Consider the following 15,756-nt stretch of genomic DNA (forward strand, 5'->3'; position numbering starts at 1 on the left):
GCGCCACCCTCTTTCATCCGGCCAGTTCGTTGCCGCGGAGCGGGGCAGGAGCCGCTTCCAGCACCGCTGTCTCGGCATCAGTGAACAGGCGTGACCGGATGACGAATCGGACACCCTCGGGCGCTTCGAGGGAGAAGCCGCCACCGCGGCCGGGGACCACGTCGACGGTGAGGTGGGTGTGGCGCCAATATTCGAACTGGTCGGCGCTCATCCAGAACGCCGTGTCCGGGAAGACGCGGCCGAGTAGTACATCGGCCGCGCCCACTCGGAATTCGCCCAGGGGGTAGCACATCGGGGAGCTGCCGTCGCAGCAGCCGCCCGACTGGTGGAACATCACCGGGCCGTTGTGGTCGATGAGCCGTTGCAGCACATCCGCCGCGGCCTCGGTGATGGTCACCCGGGATACCGGACCCGCCGTCATATCGCCCCCCGGTTCAGAAGAATCCGAGTTTCTTCGGGGAATAGGACACGAGCAGGTTTTTCGTCTGCTGGTAGTGGTCGAGCATCATGCGATGGTTCTCGCGGCCGATGCCGGACTTCTTGTAGCCGCCGAAGGCCGCGTGCGCGGGATAGGCGTGGTAGCAGTTCGTCCACACCCGACCGGCTTTCAACGCCCGGCCCACCCGGTAGGCGATGCCGCCGTCACGGCTCCACACGCCGGCGCCGAGGCCGTAGAGCGTGTCGTTGGCGATGGTTACCGCTTCGACCTCGTTGTCGAAGCGGGCCACCGCTACCACCGGTCCGAAGATCTCTTCCTGGAAGATCCGCATGTCATTGCGGCCCTCGAAGATCGTCGGCTCGATGTAGTACCCATTGGGGAAACCCTCCACCTTGCGCATCTCGCCGCCGGTGAGCACTTTCGCGCCCTCCTGACGGCCGATATCGATGTAGGAGAGGATCTTCTCGTACTGGTCGTTGCTGGCCTGCGCGCCGATCATGGTCGCGTCGTCGAGCGGATTGCCGCCCTTGATGGCCTTGGTCCGCTCGATGCAGCGGGCCATGAACTCGTCGTAGATCGACGAATGAATGAGCGCCCGGGACGGGCAAGTACACACTTCGCCCTGGTTCAGCGCGAACATCACGAAACCCTCGACGGCCTTGTCGAGGAAGTCGTCGTCGGCCGAAAGCACGTCGGGGAAGAAGATATTGGGGCTCTTGCCGCCCAGTTCGAGGGTCACCGGGATGATGTTCTCGCTGGCGTACTGCATGATCAGCCGCCCGGTGGTGGTCTCGCCGGTGAAGGCGACCTTGGCCACGCGCGGGCTCGACGCCAGCGGCTTACCCGCCTCCACGCCGAAACCGTTGACCACGTTGACGACTCCGGGCGGCAGCAGGTCCGCGATGAGCTCGATCACCAGCAGCAGCGAGGCGGGGGTCTGCTCGGCGGGCTTGATGACGACGCAGTTGCCGGCGGCCAGCGCGGGCGCCAGCTTCCAGGCGGCCATCAGGATCGGGAAGTTCCACGGGATGATCTGCCCGACCACGCCGAGGGGTTCCTGGAAGTGATAGGCGACGGTGTCGGCGTCGATCTGGGAGAGGTGACCCTCCTGCGCGCGGATCGCGCCGGCGAAGTAGCGGAAGTGGTCGACCGTCAAAGGCAGGTCGGCGGCGAGGGTTTCGCGGACCGGCTTGCCGTTCTCCCAGGTTTCGGCGACGGCGAGGCGCTCCAGGTTCGCCTCGATCCGGTCGGCGATCTTGTTGAGGATGTTGGCACGATCCGTCACCGAGGTGGCGCCCCAGGATTCGGCCGCCCGGTGCGCGGCCTCCAGGGCCATGTCGATGTCCGCCGCGCTGGAACGCGCTACTTCACAAAAGGTCTCGCCGTCGATCGGGGAGGGATTCTCGAAGTATCGGCCCTCGATCGGCGCTTTCCACTCGCCGCCGATGAAGTTGTCATAGCGGCGGTTGAAGCTGACGATGCTGCCTTCTGTGCCTGGTTTGGCGAAGATCATGGCGCGGCTCCTGATCGCATTATCTGCGGTGACGGGGGCCACTATGAACCGCGAAGGTTGGCGGGTGGTTGGCACCGGGTTGGCGGAACGTTGCCGCGTCGGTACCTGCGGAATCAGCTGCGGTATCGGACATTTCGGATGCGGGACACGCTGTGCAACCTTGCACGCGCCGCGGTGCCGCTAGCGCAACGCGGTGTGCAGACGGGCGGTCGCCAGCGCGCGGCGGCTGTCGCCGTGGGGGAGCAGGCGCAGGGCGTGCTCGTGGATCTCGATGTCGTCGGGGCAGCGCTGACCGAAACGCAGGGCGTGCTCGGGATTGTGGTCGGCCAGCACGGCCGTGCGCAGACAGACGTCGAGGTGCTCGCGCCACTGCACGATGCCCGGGACATCCGAATCCGGCAGCAGCGGACCGCGATACAGCCGCACCGCCGTGGTCAGGTCGCCCGCCTCGAGCGCGGCCAGCAGTTCGACGGCGTCGCAGGCGAGGGGTTCGGTGAGCATGTAGCGGCGGTCGGCGATGCGGCCGTCGGTGGCGGCGCGCAGGCGGGAGACATCGGATTTGAGCGTGCTCGACGACACCGACCGGTCGCCATAGACGGCCTCGTGCAAGCGTTCCGGCGTGAAGCCCTCGGGTTCAAGCGCCAGCAGAGTCAGGATCTCGAGCTGCCGCGGCCGCATCGAGACCTGGCGGCCCTGCTGGTACAGCCGGGGGACACCCAGCGCTTCGAGGCGGGGCGTGGCCGGGGGGCGTTGCTGTTCGGCGTGCACTCGGGATTCGATGGCGGTCACCAGGGCTCGGACGGTGGTGAGGATCAGCGGATGCGAGCGGTCCCAGTACGTCGATAGATCGAGCACGCCCAATTGGCGGCCGTCGGCGGCGCGGATCGGCGCGCAGTAGCAGACCCAGCCGTGCAATGCCTCGACCAGATGCTCGGCGGCCCAGACCTGGGAGGGGCGGCCGCTGTGCAGGGACAGGGCGATGCCGCTGGTCCCCATGTAGGGCTCGTCCCAGCAGCCGCCGGGGGCGAGGTTCACCGATTCGGCCCGCCGCCGCACCGACCGGTCGCCGCAACTGAAGAGCACGGTCCCGGCCTCGTCGGTGACCACCGCGATCATGCCCGAGTCCTCGGTCAGCGCCCGCAGCTCGCCCGCCATCTCGGTGACCGGGGTGCGCAGCGGCGATTCGGCCCAGCGCGAACCCAATTCGTCGCGGTCGGTTCCCGGGGCGACAGCCCGCGTCGGATCCACCGTGCGCAGCGACCGCTCCCACGACGCGGCCACCTCGCCGCGCAACGCCACCTGGGCGCCGGGCGGACGGCCGGGGGTGGACGTGGTCCACCGCTCCCAAGCCTTCTCCAACTCCGCACGCTGATGCGACGCGGCGGGCAGCTGTGTCATGGCGCAAACTCCTCGCGGTGCCTCCGGACCGAGCGATATCCCATGATGGCGCGCGGTCGCACCGCGCGGGCCGCATTCACCGCAGTCCGCGGAGTAAATCGTCCGGCGTCGCTGCGCAGCCTTCACCGGTTCCGGCCCACCGGGTTTGAAGTGCCGATTCCGAGGCATTACGCCAACGGGGAAACGGACTCGACCAGGAGGATCGAATGTCGAGCGGAGCATGGATCGCAGTGATCGTCGCCGCGGCGGTGATCGTGGTGTTGTTACTCGCGGCGGTGCTCGGGCCGCGCAGACGCAGTCGGCAGCTACAGCGTCGGTTCGGACCCGAATACGACCGGACCGTGGCCGCGGCGCCGACCCGCAAGGACGCCGAGCAGGAACTGACAGACCGTGAAAAACGCCACGACGACCTGGATCTGCGGGAACTGTCGCCAGAAGAGAAACAGCGCTACGACGCGGCCTGGACCCACATCCAGGAGCAGTTCATCGACGATCCCGGCGGCGCACTCGACGCGGCCGACCGCCTCGTCACGCAGGCGATGACCGATCGCGGCTACCCGAACGAGAACTACGACCAACAAGTGGCCGATCTATCGGTGGAACACTCACGCCCTCTGGGCCGGTTCCGCGCCGCCCACGAGGTCGCCGCGCGCGCCGGACACGGTGAGGCATCCACCGAGGACATGCGCGTGGCCATCGTCGACTACCGCGAGGTGTTCTCCGAACTGGTCGGCGGCGATCAGCACGGCACATCCCGCCACCAGCAGTAAGGCACATTGACATGACCGTGAATCCGAACCCGCACGACAATATCCGGGCGGCCGAACCTGGCGCGCGCGACGACATCCAAGCTACCGATCTGGCCGGACGTGACAACCGCGACGGCGATGGCAGCTCGCACTCCAACGGCGACCCCGGGCGGCTGCGCGATCAGTGGCGCGATATCCAGGCCGGTTTCGTCGATGATCCCAAGGACGCCGTGTCGCGTGCGGACGCGCTCGTGGGCGACGCGCTCGAGCAACTCACCGATCAGTGCTCGCGCCGCCGTGAGCAACTCGAAAGCGAGTGGGCGCGCGGCGAAGCCGCCGACACCGAGGCGCTGCGCACGGCATTCCGCGGCTACCGCGATCTGTTCGATCAGCTGGTGGGCGGCACCGCGTCCGGAGCGACGAACATATAGCTCTTCTCCTCGACGCGCTGCTTGATCCGCCACTCGCCGTCGACCCGGACGAAGGTGTCGTGGTACCAGAGGCCGCACAGCATGAGACGGCGTTCGCCGTCGGCGGCGCCGACCATCATCGGGTTGTGGCACATGGTCCGCGCGGTGGCGTTGTCGCCTTCGACGCGGATGGAGGAATTGCTGATCATGTGTTGGAACGCCGAGAAGTTGGGCATGACCGTGGCGAGGAATTTCTTGGTGGATTCCAGGTCACCGGCCGGGCCGCCCATGGCGGTGTAATCGATGTGGGCGTCCGGGGTGAAGATCTCGTCCAGCATGTCCCACTGGTGGGTGTCCACGGCGTGGGAATAGCGGACCATGAGGTCCTGTATTTCCATGCGGTCCGAAATCTCCTGCAGGGACAACATGCTGCCTCCGGGTATGGCCGATAACTCTTCAGGGACGGTGGGCCACCGTACGCCCAGGGTCGTCGTTGATCTTGCCATTTCCGAAAGATATTGGGGGCGAGTCCGATTGACGGCAGGCAATCCCCAAGAAGAGGGGGCTCCGGCAACCTTGTGAAATAAGAGTGAGTCACAAATACTCTCGCTCATGACAAGCAAGAAGGCCGCCCTCTACGCCGCGGCGGGAGCAACGCTGACGGCGGCAGTGCAGGCCGCCACGGGAATGGCGACGGCCGCAACGGAATCCGTCATCCTCAATGTGGGCGGCGGTCCCGACGTACTCGCCTGCCAGGCGACAGCACAGCAGTGCGGCGTCCGAGCCTGGGTATTCGACCTGTCGACGCCGGTCACGATCAGCGTCAACGGCAAGGTGCTGGTGACCAGTGCGCCCTCGACGGACGCCACCACCCCTGGGCGCGGGACCGTCGAGACCACCTGGACTCCGCAGACCGCGGGTCTGTACACGATCACCGGTCAGCAGGGCAGCGCGTCCCAGTCGATCTCGCTCCAGATCATCGACAACAACTCACCCGCAGCGGTGTTCAAGCATCTCTCGGTGTTCCTGGGGCATATGGCCTGCTCCGGCAGCGGCGCCCACGACTGCCCCGTGATCGGAGTGGAATGACCACGATCATGCGCGGAGCTGCGATCACGGCCGCATCGCTGATGGCAGCGATCTCGCTGTCGACCGGAACTGCCAACGCGGGCACCCTCACCATTGAGACGATCACCGGTAGCCCCGACGGATTCGGCTGCCGATTGACCACCGAAACCTGCCTCGTCTCGGCCTGGCACCTGGCCGACACCACCACACCGGTCATCTTCACCGTCGACGGCACCGCCCTCGACACACCCCCGATCAACACCGGGGGCTTGTGCGGGTGCACCTACAAGACCCCGTGGACCCCTCAGAATGCGGGCACCTACACCCTCACCGCCACCCAAGGCACCCAAACCTCATCGATGACGGTCACGATTCTCGACTACAACTCGCCGGAGGGCGTCAAGATGCGCACGCCTGCCCCCTTCGGCAGCAGCTAGGCCCGAGGACGGGTACGGGTCCCCGATCCGGCAATCCTTGACCGCAATGGTCCGCGCCACCTTCTGCGGGCGCCGCCGATCAGTCCGCGCCAGGGCAGGTAGGGGACCAGGCGCACGTTCAGATTGCGGAAGGCAATCATCGCGGAGCGGACGGAGGACGCCCGGGCGGGACTGGCCCGGTTGTTCGGGGGCGATGAGGGGGATGATGCCGGACGGTCGGTCGGCGCGCTGTACCAGGCGCTGCTCATCGGGATCGCCGCACAATCGCTGATCGACGGCGAGACCGCCCCCAGCGGAAGCGAACTCGCGGAGGGGCTGCGGCGGATCACCAGCGTCCGCGACGCCACGCCCGGGTAGCGAAACGGATCGTGGGAGGGCCGCGCGAGGTCAGGCGGCCCGCAGATTCCTACTGACTGGGATTCCAGATGCGAGTGCAAACGTCCGAGATGCCGCTATCGTTACGATGTCCTCGGGTAATTAGTTGGGGGGTAGGCAGTTTCGTATGGAAGCTCTCGAAGTCTTCATGCCGTTCGGCCCGGCGGGGCTCAATCCCGCGGAGCCGCAAGCGGAAGCGGGAATGTGGGCCTGGCTGGAAGCCTACTCGCTGGTGCCGACCGAGCCCACTCGACGGCGCATGGAACGGACCCGACCGGCCCGTATGTACGCGCTGTGGTGCCCGCGCGCGAGCGCCGAGGAGCTCACGCTACTGAGCCAGTACACCGCGTGGGCCTTCATCGTGGACGACCAGTTCGATATCGAAATCCCTGAGCCGCAGCGGTGTTTGGCGGCGATCCTCGCCATCGAAGCCGTACTGGACGGTATCGACAAGCCGTCCGGCGTGCTCGCGATCGCGTTGGCCGAACTGTGGAAACGGCTGTGCCAGGGCCGGTCCCCGGCGTGGCGTGAGAGCGTGCGCGGCGAGATCCGGGACTGGCTGTGGACCTACTACGCCGAGAGCGTCGGACGGCTCTCCGGCAATCTCCCCGACCTCGAGGACTACCGCGCGCATCGGCGAGACGGCGTGGCGCTGTTCGTGTTCCTCGATATCAGCGAGCGCGCCGAGGGCGTCGACCTGAGCCCGGCGACCCGGCACCTGCCCGCCATGCGCAGTCTGCGCGCCGCGGCCGTCGAGCACATGGGCCTGTTCAACGACGTGCTGTCGGTCGCCTCCGACGAGGCGTCCGGCTATCTGTACAACTCGGTGCTGCTGGCGCAGTATCACCACGGCCACGATCGAGATCAGGCCCGGCAACTGGTGAACGGCATGCTGTCCGAGTGCGTGGCGCGCATGACCGACGCGGTCGAGCGCCTGCCCACCGAACTCGACGACGCCGGCATCACCGGCCGCGAACGCGCCGACGCCCTCGCCACCGCCGCGAATTACACCGTCTACGTGCGCGCCAACCACGACTACCACTACCAGGCCGCCCGCTACACCAGCGCACCGGCCGAGGCGCTCGAACACGGGCTGCCGCTGACCTGACCACGCCCAAGAGTGCACCGTTGCCGAACTGAAATTCGCAGGCAACCCCCGGGTTTCAGTTTCCGATGGGACGATGGGGTTCTTCTGAGCATTGCTACCCAGCTGCCACCGGGTGGCTGCGGTAACCGTGTCCGAGAGAGCGGGGCCGATTATGCGAGCGTCGAAACCGATCCGTTTCACCGTGGGAGCGCACGGGGAGGGCAAGCGCCGGTGGGGGCTGTCCCGACCGGCCGTGGCCGCCCACGCCGGACACGACGAATCCCGTGCCCGGGCAGCCGAATCCATAATGCGCCCACTCGACGCGACCGCGGAGCGAAGAGCCCGTAGACAATTGAGCGAGGCCAGAGCGGCCATAGACCCGGTGTTGCGGACCGCGGTCAGTGGCCTGACCGAGCCGCTGGACCTGATGGCCGGGTACCACTTCGGCTGGTGCGATCCCGAGGGAACGGCCGTCACCGGCGTGCAGGGCAAAGCACTGCGCCCGGCGCTCACTTTCGCGGCCGCGACCGCGTGCGGCGGAGATCCGGGCAAGTCGGTGCACGCGGCGGCCGCGGTCGAACTGCTGCACAACTTCTCGCTGGTCCACGACGACGTGATGGACTGCGACGCCTTCCGCCACGGCCGTCCCACGGTGTGGCGGGTCTGGGGTGAGACCACCGCGACCCTGCTCGGCGACGCGCTGCAGGCGGTGGCGCTCGGCGCGCTGTGCGACGGCGTGCCGGAGACGGTCACCGCGGAGGCGGTCATCCGATTGACCCGGGCCACGGTCGACCTGTGCCACGGGCAGTACGCGGACTGCGACTTCGAGACCCGGGCCGCCGTCACCGTCGACGAGTACCTGGGCATGGCCGCCGGCAAGACCGGCGCGTTGCTCGGCTGCGCCTGCGCGCTGGGTGCGCTGTGCGCCGGGGCCGACGAGCGCGTGGTGTCGGCGATGCACACGTTCGGCGCGGAACTGGGCCTGGTCTTCCAGCTGGTCGACGACTTCATCGACATCTGGGGCGATCCGGAGGTCACGGGGAAACCCGCGTACAGCGATCTCATCCATCGCAAGCAGTCGTTCCCGGTGGTGTGCGCGCTGGAATCGGGCACGGCCGCGGGTCGCGAGTTGGCTCGGCTCTACCGCACCCGCCATCCGTTGACCACGGCACGTGCGGCGCGGGCCGCGGAGCTGGTCGAGCGGGCGGGTGGCAAGCAGCGCACGCTGCGGCGGGCGTCGACGGCGTTGGAAGCGGCTTTCGCGGCATTGCCCGGTGATCTGGTGTCGGATGATCTGACCGCATTGGCTCAGTTGGTCGCCCATCGTGATCACTGATCCGGAGTACGGCCGTGCGAGGGCCTAAAAACAAAGTACGTGCAACCGGCGGTTACACGTACTTTGTTTTTTGAGAAATATCTGATGAGGTACGCCGACTGTACCAGAGCCATCGACAATGTGGTGATGGCGAAGCCTTGTCTGCTGTTGCAGCTGCGACCCGAGCAAGCGGCCTCCGACCAGGAGTATGAAGCGATCCTCGACGCGGGCGGTCTCACGCCGCAGGAGGTGACACGGGTCGAGATGAATCGCGGCATGCCCGATCTCGACCTCGACGACTACTGGGCCGTCATCGTCGGCGGCGGGCCCAGCAATATCAGCTACCCCGAGGAACGCAAGTACGACTACCAGCGGGTCTTCGAACCCGAACTGCGGAAGCTGCTCATCGAGGTGGTGCGCCGGGACTTTCCCTACCTGGGCGCCTGCTACGGGTTGGGCGCGCTGGCCGATGCCCTGGGCGGGCGGGTCGGGACCGGACGCTACGCCGAATCGCCCGGAGCGACCACCATCGAACTGACCGGCGACGCCGACGACGATCCACTGCTGCGCGGCCTGCCGGACGCCTTCCGCGCCTTCGTCGGCCACAAGGAGTCCTGCCAGGACGTCCCGCCCGGCGCGACCCTGCTGGCCCGGTCCGCCGGCTGCCCGGTCCAGGCGGTCCGGGTCGGCGAGCATGTCTACGCCACCCAGTTCCACCCCGAACTCGACGGCCACGGCCTGGCGCTGCGCATCGAAATCTACCGCCACGACGGCTATTTCGACCCGGCCGAGGCCGACTACCTCACCGAACTCGGCCACCGCGAGCACATCACCGTGCCCCAGGAGATCCTGCGCCGCTTCGTCGCCCGCTACCGGGAGTGAGCCGAGATCCGCGCTGAGGTCGCGGTCGGTTTCGGTGATACGCGGCGACGGGTCGCGATCGCGGCGGCGACCAGGAGCGCCACGGTGAGCCAGATGTAGGCGTTGTGAGCGATGACGGCGAAACGGCCCGGGTCCGCCAGGCGCAGAACGCTTTCGGAGGGCAGGCCGAGGAACGGGAAGACACCGCCCGAGCAGAGGAGGAAGATCGCGATCAGCGCCGCGGCGGTCAGCGGCGAGCGGTGGCGAACGGCGAGGTCGGCCGCGCAGATCAGCAGGGGTGCGAGCCAGACCCAGTGGTGAATCCAGGTGTAGGGGGAGATGGCGGCGGCGGTCATGCCGCACAGGGTCAGGGCGGCGAGTTCCTGGCCGGTCGCGGAGAGGCGGCGGGCCACGACCTGACAGGCCAGGGCGGTGGCGAGGGCGGCTGCGGGCCAGAGCAATTGGGCGAGGCCGCCGGAGCCGAGGGAGCGGGCGAGCAGGCCGCGCAGCGATTCGTTGTCGGGGTTGCCGGGGACGCCGACGCGGGCCGGGTCGGCGAAGGCGCCGCTCCAGAAGGTGAGGGAGTCCTTCGGCAGGACGGCCAGACCGATTGCCAGGGTGGCGGCGCAGGCGCCCGCCGCGGCGGCGGCCGCGCGGAAGCGACCGGTCACCAGCAGGTAGAGGATGAAGAAGGCGGGTGTGAGTTTGATTCCAGCGGCGATGCCGGTCAGCGCGCCTTTCCAGCGGGAGGAGTCGGGCAGGGTCATATCGGCCAGGACCAGCAGCAGGAGCAGCAGATTGACCTGGCCGAGGCCGATGGTCTGGCGGGTCGGCTCGCACCACAGCAGCACCGCGGTGGCGGCGGGGATGACGATCAGCAGCCGCCGGTCGCGGCGGAAACCCAGCAACGACAAGGCGGCCCACACCGATCCGGCGAGCAGTGCCATGTTGCCGAGCGCACCGGCCAGGGTGAGCGACGTACCGTGCAGCACCACCAGCGGCACGAACAGCAGAGCCGCGAAGGGCGTGTAGACGAATTCCCATTCGCCGCGCGTGTGCCCGCGCAAGGGAGTGTCGTAGACCGAAACCCCGTGCACCACACGGTCGGCCGCGACCCGGTAGACATCGAGATCGTCCAGCGGGAACATCGCGCGCGGTGGCAGCAGGGCCTGGCGCAGGTACCAGTAGGCGGCCAGGACGCCCAGCGCTCCGATCAGCCACACCACCGGCAACGGTACCGACCGCCCGGGCGGTGCGACTGGTTTCAGGGAGGCCGCGTCGCCCCTCGTCGGAACGGGCATGCGGACTCCCACGGTGGTTCGGGCTGGCGTGTGCCCGAACCACCGTAGTGGCGATTCAGTTGTCGCGCAGGGCGATCAATCCCGGGATGACACCCAGATAGGCGGTGCCATCAGGGCCGATGCTGATTCCGGCGTAGTTGTTGTTGAAGCCGGGACCCGTGCCGGCGAGGTGCTTCCAGACCGTGGCCCCGGTCCGGAAGTCCAGCGCGGTGAGGTACCAGGGGTCGCCGGGTTCGGAGCCCTTGGTGTAGCTGTAGATCAGACCGGTCGCCAGCGAGAGCTTGGGGACGACGGTGGGCGCGGCCTCGGTGGTGTTGGCCCAGACCTGGTGGCAGCCCGCGCCGTCGGCGTCGATGTCGATGCGGGCGAAACCGGGCGTGGTGGTCTTTCCGAGCAGAGTGGCCTCGGGACCGGTGTACCCGTAGTTGTTCTCGACGATCAGCGAATTGCCCGCGCTGATCAACGAGTTCTCGGTGTCACCGGCGCCCGCGCCGAACACGGGGACGGCGCACACCTGTCGCTGTGCCGCGCCGGGTGCGGTGCGGTAGACGACGACGTTCATCGGATCGGCGTTGTCGGTGATGGCGACATAACCGCCCGACAGGATGGTCGGTGTGGTGCCGGTGCCGTCGTCGACCTGGCCCGGTTTGCGTTGTCCGCTATTGGCGTAGGTGGTGCGCCACGTGATGGCGGGCGCACCGTCGGGTCCCGAGTCGAAGCGGAGCAGTTCGCGGTTGGTGGCGATGTAGACGTCGCCGTCATTGCCCACCGCGAAGGAGTTCTCGATCTCGCCGTTCGCACCATCGCCGAGCCGGATCACCTGTGCCGCACCGGTGTTCAGGTCCAGGGTGCCGACCACGCCGTTGGTGCGGGCCACGAACCACAGCAGCCCGTTGCTGTCGGGCAGCGCCGAATTGAAGGTCTCGCCGGGCCGCAGCAGCCCGGTCAGGTCGTGGTCGTGCACGACCGTGAACCCGTCGCCGGCGCTGTTCACCGCGAAGAGGCGGATGTGGCCGTCGCGGGAGGCGACGACGGCGCGATCCTGATCGTCGAGGTAGAAGTACGCGCCGCCGGTGAAGTTGCCGAACGCGCCCGGCCGCAGGAAGGCCCCGGGGTCACCGGGAAGTGGGCTGCGGCCCAGCACATTCAGGGTGACAGGGTCCAGCAGATACAGCGCGGGCGACGGCCCGATGCAGGTCGTGATGATCCGACCGGCGTGATCGAAGGTGAGCGATCCGCACTCGCCGCCGATGACCGCCGACACCACGCGAATATCGTGGCCGAGCGGTCCGGGGCGGGTGGTGGTATTGCTCATCCAGCCGTCGTCGTGGATGCCGGAGCTGCCGTTGGGCGCCAGGTACGGGTGCTGCGGAACCGACGGCAGACCGGTGATCGGTTGCGCGACGGCCGGATTGCCGAGGAACACCGGCGGCGCGCCGGGCACGGCCGGGATGGGCAGGGCGGCCGCGGTTCCGGCGACCGCGGCGAGCAGGGTGGCGGTGGCGCCGATGACGCCGCCCCGGGAGCTATTTCGCACCGATGCCGTCCCGGAGGAAGTCGGTGAGCTGCTCCCCGAAAGGTTTCGCGGTCTGGGTGAAGTAATCGTTCCATCCGTCCTGCTGGGCCTGCTGCAGGTAGGAGGGTAGCGGCTGCTGCAGCTCGGTCCGCACGGCCTCGTCGTGCAGCCGGCTCATCGTGTCGCGCAGAGCGCCGCCGATGGCCGCCGTGTTGTCGAGTTCGAGCCGACCGTCGGGGGTGGAGTAGTCGTAGAGCTCGTACTCCTCCTGCTGCGCGGCGTCGATGCGTGACGTGCCCGCGGCCCAGTGCGAGTAGCGGACGAATTTGGCGTCGGCGGTGCGCAGCGCGATCACGTGTCCCGGTGCGTCACCGTTGAATCGGACCGCGGCCTCCTCGATGGAGTGCTCGTCGGTGGTGTGCAGGATCCACGGCCGTCCGGGCGCGCGGGGATCGCGTGCGACGGCAGCGATGTCGTGACGCCCGGCCAGGTGCGCGTAGCGGTCGTCGGATCGCCAGCCGGTGCCGCCGGTGCCGATGGTCAGTAGCAGGGCTGCCAGGTCGACGCTGGAGGTGAGCTGGTCGCGCACGCCGGGAGACGGGGTGAGCAGCCCGCGCGGGTCGTGGATGTAGAGCGGTACCCGAAGGGCCTCGTCATACGCCCCACCGCCCTTGCCGTGCAGGCCGTGGGAGCCCGCGTAGTCGCCGTGGTCGGAGGTGAAGACCACCACCGTGTTCGCGGCGACCTCGGGCCGGGACTCGACCGCGGCGATGACGCGGCCGATCTGGATGTCCACCTGCTGCTGGAACCACAGGTAGAGGTTGCGCAGCTCGATCCATTCCTGGTCGGCGCCCGGCGTGCCGTAGGGGGCCAGACCGAAGGTCGCCGCCGACACCTCGACCAGCGCCATCTGCAGTCGCGGCTTACGGGAGAGCTGGTCGAGGGTCTCGAAATTGCCGGGCAGGTCGTTGATCCAGCACGGAATGTTGTTGTTGGCCAACGTACGTCGCGTCCAGCGCGGCCACCATTGGATGTCGTGCGGATTGACCAGCGACACCGTCGTGCACCACGGGCCTTGCGCCGCATCGGTGTCGAGCCACTGGACGAATTCGTCGACGATGCGGCCGTCCATCTGCAGTCCCTGTTCGGGCGCGCCATTGGGGGAGGGGTAGGTGCCGCCGTCGAAGCCGTAGCGGTCCAGGCCGCCCGGGGTGGTGTCGGCGTAGTGGCCCAGATGCCATTTGCCCCACCAGGCGGTGCGATAGCCCTGTTCGCGCAGCATCGAACCCCAGGTGGGGAAGCCCGCCGCCAGCTCCGACTGGGAGGTCGACAGGCAGCCGGTCTGGTGGGCGTACAGGCCCGTCACCAGGGCGCCGCGGGAGGGGGTGCAATCATTGGCGGCGGTGTAGTGCTGTTCGAACGAGACCGACTTGTTCCGTAGCGCGGCGATATTCGGCAGGATCGTGTCGAGGACGGACTGCTCGGGGAACCAGATCGGGGCCCGCATCTCGTCGACGATGACGACCAGGATGTTCGGCTTGCCCGAGTCGCTGTCCCGGCGGTCGGGTTCCGCGGTGGCCGAGCCCGCTGCCGCGACCGCGGCTGCCGTGGCGCCGGCCATCGCGCCGGTGCCGAAAAACCCTCTCCTGCTGATCATTCGATCGCTCCTGTGGTGGTGCCGGTGGCGGCGATGAACGCGCTCACCACGGCGGCGAGTTCGGGGCCGCGGTCCTCCTGGAGGAAGTGACCGGCGTCGGTGATGGTGGTGTGGGCCTGACCGGCGGCACCGGGCACCTTCTCCTGGAAGGGCCGGTGACCGCCGGCGGTGATCGGGTCGCCGTCGGAGAAGGCGGTCAGTACCGGCTTTTCGAACAGCGTCAGCTGTTCCCACGCGGCCCGGTTGGCCGGGGCGGCCGGATCGTCGGGGCGGGTGGGGACCAGGAGCGGGAACGCTCGCGCGCCCGCCTTGAAGGTTTCGTCCGGGAAGGGAGCGTCGTAGGCGGCCACCACCTCGGGGGACAGGGTGGTGTGGCAGCCGCCCGCGATGATTCCGCCGACGGGGAAGATCGGCGTCTCTTGGGAGAAGCGCTGCCAGGCGGCGAAGGCGTCGGTGAGTTTCGCGTCGCCGGTGGGCAATCCGGTGTTGGCGACCACCACGCGGGCGAACCGGTCGGGGTGTTCGGCGACCAGCCGCAGGCCGATGAGGCCGCCCCAGTCCTGGCAGACCAGCGTGATGCCGGTCAGGTCCAGGCGGTCGAACAGGGCCTCGCGGATCCACTCGACATGGCGGGCATAGGTGTAGTCGGCGCGATCGGCGGGTTTGTCGCTGCGGCCGAAGCCGATGAGATCCGGTGCGATGCAGCGCGATCCGGCTTTCACCAGCACGGGAATCATGGTCCGGTACAGGAAGCTCCAGGACGGTTCGCCGTGCAGCAGCAGGACGACGTCCCCGTCGCGGGGGCCCTCGTCGAGATAGTGCAGCCGTAGCCGGGTCGCACTCCCGTCCCCGGCGGCCACGTCGGTGTAGTGGGGTTCGAAGTCGAAGTCCGGCAGATCGGCGAACCGGTCGTCCGGTGTCCGCAGTGCGTGCATGCTGCCGACCCTAAAACTATTTGCACGCGTAGTGCAACAATTGATTTTCCTGTATAGGGTTGACCGTGATGGACGGACGTACAGCACGGGCAGCGAAGAACCGCCAGGCGGTCCTCGAGGCCGCCCTGGCGCTCATCGACGAGGGCAATCTGCAACCGACCGCGCAGGCGGTCGCCGAGCGGGCGGGCGTCGCCACACGGTCGGTGTACCACCACTTCCAGGACCTGGAGACGCTGTATCTCGACGCGGCGCAGACCCAGATCGCCCGGCATTGGATCGCACTCCTGGAACCGGTGACCGGCGACCTGAACCAGCGCATGGACACCCTCGTGGCCCTGCGCTCCGACCTGTTCGAGAACGTCACCAGCACCCGCCGGGCCGCGCTGCTGCGCGAACACGAATCCGCGGTCCTCTCCGAACGTTTGAACGAGAGCCGCGCGGCGCTCCGTGCCCATCTGCGCACCAATCTGCCCGAAATCGACGCGCTCGAACCGGCCGCCCGCGAGGCCGTCTTCGCGATGTGTTCCTGGGAGACCTGGGACGCCCTACGCCGCCATCAAGCCCTCCCGGTCGATGCCGCCCGCGCGGCGGTGACCGCGGTCCTGACCCGCATGCTCACCTGAGTCGTCGTTCCCGACCCCGTGACCACGCAACTGGGACGTGAGCGGACTTCCCTCGGGTGCTCACCCACTTCG

The 15,756-nt window shown here is 68.1% G+C and carries 17 protein-coding genes; 9 read left to right on the plus strand and 8 right to left on the minus strand.

The window, feature by feature from the left end; genetic code table 11:
- Positions 1-13 precede the first annotated feature (13 nt).
- From ACFV4K_RS28555 to ACFV4K_RS28565, 3 genes are all read right to left on the minus strand, one after another.
- On the minus strand, positions 14-463 hold the full coding sequence (locus ACFV4K_RS28555; protein WP_379279098.1) for a DUF779 domain-containing protein: 450 nt from the start codon (positions 461-463) through the stop codon (positions 14-16).
- On the minus strand, positions 435-1,952 hold the full coding sequence (locus ACFV4K_RS28560) for an aldehyde dehydrogenase family protein (protein WP_379279073.1): 1,518 nt from the start codon (positions 1,950-1,952) through the stop codon (positions 435-437). The genes ACFV4K_RS28555 and ACFV4K_RS28560 overlap by 29 nt, the downstream gene beginning before the upstream one ends.
- Before the next feature lie 180 nt (positions 1,953-2,132).
- A complete protein-coding gene (locus ACFV4K_RS28565; protein ID WP_379279075.1) occupies positions 2,133-3,350 on the minus strand; it encodes a transcriptional regulator in 1,218 nt (405 codons plus the stop codon).
- 206 nt (positions 3,351-3,556) lie between these two features.
- Between ACFV4K_RS28565 and ACFV4K_RS28570 the strand changes: the two genes are divergently transcribed.
- Positions 3,557-4,120 (plus strand): hypothetical protein, encoded by a 564-nt coding sequence (locus ACFV4K_RS28570; RefSeq protein ID WP_379279076.1) that lies wholly within the window; start codon positions 3,557-3,559, stop codon positions 4,118-4,120.
- Positions 4,121-4,131: 11 nt separating this feature from the next.
- Positions 4,132-4,530 carry a hypothetical protein gene (locus ACFV4K_RS28575; RefSeq protein ID WP_379279078.1) on the plus strand — a complete coding sequence of 133 codons (399 nt, stop codon included), beginning with the start codon at positions 4,132-4,134 and terminating at the stop codon, positions 4,528-4,530.
- On the opposite strand, the gene ACFV4K_RS28580 is transcribed toward ACFV4K_RS28575, so the two are convergent.
- On the minus strand, positions 4,488-4,937 hold the full coding sequence (locus ACFV4K_RS28580) for a nuclear transport factor 2 family protein (RefSeq protein WP_379279079.1): 450 nt from the start codon (positions 4,935-4,937) through the stop codon (positions 4,488-4,490). The two genes, ACFV4K_RS28575 and ACFV4K_RS28580, sit on opposite strands and share 43 nt — an antisense overlap.
- 184 nt (positions 4,938-5,121) lie before the next feature.
- Between ACFV4K_RS28580 and ACFV4K_RS28585 the strand changes: the two genes are divergently transcribed.
- From ACFV4K_RS28585 to ACFV4K_RS28610, 6 genes are all read left to right on the plus strand, one after another.
- Positions 5,122-5,598, plus strand: coding sequence for a hypothetical protein (locus ACFV4K_RS28585; protein WP_379279081.1), 477 nt, complete (start codon positions 5,122-5,124; stop codon positions 5,596-5,598).
- Positions 5,595-6,014, plus strand: a complete 420-nt coding sequence (locus ACFV4K_RS28590) for a hypothetical protein (protein ID WP_379279082.1) — start codon at positions 5,595-5,597, stop codon at positions 6,012-6,014. Before ACFV4K_RS28585 ends, ACFV4K_RS28590 begins: the two co-directional genes overlap by 4 nt.
- A 123-nt stretch (positions 6,015-6,137) precedes the next feature.
- On the plus strand, positions 6,138-6,371 hold the full coding sequence (locus ACFV4K_RS28595; RefSeq protein ID WP_379279084.1) for a hypothetical protein: 234 nt from the start codon (positions 6,138-6,140) through the stop codon (positions 6,369-6,371).
- A gap of 145 nt (positions 6,372-6,516) precedes the next feature.
- Positions 6,517-7,497, plus strand: a complete 981-nt coding sequence (locus ACFV4K_RS28600; protein WP_379279085.1) for a terpene synthase family protein — start codon at positions 6,517-6,519, stop codon at positions 7,495-7,497.
- A gap of 286 nt (positions 7,498-7,783) precedes the next feature.
- Positions 7,784-8,812: a polyprenyl synthetase family protein gene (locus tag ACFV4K_RS28605; protein WP_379279099.1), complete on the plus strand. Its 1,029-nt coding sequence runs from the start codon at positions 7,784-7,786 to the stop codon at positions 8,810-8,812.
- A gap of 126 nt (positions 8,813-8,938) precedes the next feature.
- Entirely contained in the window at positions 8,939-9,673 is a 735-nt protein-coding gene (locus tag ACFV4K_RS28610; protein WP_379279087.1) for a glutamine amidotransferase, read from the plus strand.
- Here the strand turns inward: ACFV4K_RS28610 and ACFV4K_RS28615 are convergent.
- From ACFV4K_RS28615 to ACFV4K_RS28630, 4 genes are all read right to left on the minus strand, one after another.
- On the minus strand, positions 9,661-10,875 hold the full coding sequence (locus ACFV4K_RS28615) for a glycosyltransferase 87 family protein (RefSeq protein ID WP_379279089.1): 1,215 nt from the start codon (positions 10,873-10,875) through the stop codon (positions 9,661-9,663). The two genes, ACFV4K_RS28610 and ACFV4K_RS28615, sit on opposite strands and share 13 nt — an antisense overlap.
- 133 nt (positions 10,876-11,008) lie before the next feature.
- Positions 11,009-12,490, minus strand: coding sequence for a hypothetical protein (locus tag ACFV4K_RS28620; protein WP_379279091.1), 1,482 nt, complete (start codon positions 12,488-12,490; stop codon positions 11,009-11,011).
- A complete protein-coding gene (locus ACFV4K_RS28625) occupies positions 12,480-14,126 on the minus strand; it encodes a sulfatase-like hydrolase/transferase (RefSeq protein ID WP_379279092.1) in 1,647 nt (548 codons plus the stop codon). Before ACFV4K_RS28625 ends, ACFV4K_RS28620 begins: the two co-directional genes overlap by 11 nt.
- On the minus strand, positions 14,123-15,061 hold the full coding sequence (locus ACFV4K_RS28630) for a haloalkane dehalogenase (RefSeq protein WP_379279094.1): 939 nt from the start codon (positions 15,059-15,061) through the stop codon (positions 14,123-14,125). The genes ACFV4K_RS28625 and ACFV4K_RS28630 overlap by 4 nt, the downstream gene beginning before the upstream one ends.
- Positions 15,062-15,129: 68 nt before the next feature.
- Here ACFV4K_RS28630 and ACFV4K_RS28635 point away from each other — a divergent pair, with 68 nt between their 5' ends.
- A complete protein-coding gene (locus tag ACFV4K_RS28635) occupies positions 15,130-15,684 on the plus strand; it encodes a TetR family transcriptional regulator (RefSeq protein WP_379279096.1) in 555 nt (184 codons plus the stop codon).
- Positions 15,685-15,756 lie beyond the last annotated feature (72 nt).

It is taken from the genome of Nocardia sp. NPDC059764 (assembly GCF_042732555.1).
Taxonomy (GTDB): Bacteria; Actinomycetota; Actinomycetes; order Mycobacteriales; family Mycobacteriaceae; genus Nocardia.